We start from the raw sequence: 522 nt of genomic DNA on the forward strand, positions 1-522 counted from the left end.
AGCAAGGCTGGATAAAGGCTAAGTTACCTTTAATGGTTACATGAACTATAATCTCATAGTCTTTTACTTCCAGAGGAGCTGGTTATGAAATATCCACTCTTCAAACAGTTTATTAATGCCTCTAATTCATTAACTCGACAACAGAAAAACACCTTGCACCGCCTTTTGCTTGAGGACGGCAAGTACAACCGTTCCCGTGAGCTTGAACAAACCATTGAAGACTGCTTCGCAGAGCAGCCCCACTCCTGCACTGCCAAAGTCTTGAGATCGGCCGCTGGGGAATTCGCAATGGCCGACAGCGTTATCGCTGTAAACATTGTGAGAAGACTTTCAATGCCTTCAGTGGCACACCGCTTGCCCGACTCAGACACCCTGAGAAATGCGCTGATTATCTGGACGGTATGACTCACGCCATGACGCTGAGGCCAGCAGCCAGGCGTTGCAATATCCCGCTAAACACGTCTTTTCGTTGGAGGCATCGCTTTCTTGAGGTGATTGAACAGGATCAGGCAGAAGAACTCT

General features: G+C 47.9%; 1 protein-coding gene. It reads left to right on the forward strand.

The annotated features are described in order from the left end of the window. Window positions 1–281 precede the first annotated feature (281 nt). A partial coding sequence (locus CWC28_RS22620; RefSeq protein WP_502704943.1) for a transposase occupies window positions 282–522 on the forward strand: 241 nt, incomplete at its 3' end.

It is taken from the genome of Pseudoalteromonas sp. S4492 (assembly GCF_005886115.1).
GTDB lineage: Bacteria > Pseudomonadota > Gammaproteobacteria > Enterobacterales > Alteromonadaceae > Pseudoalteromonas > Pseudoalteromonas gelatinilytica.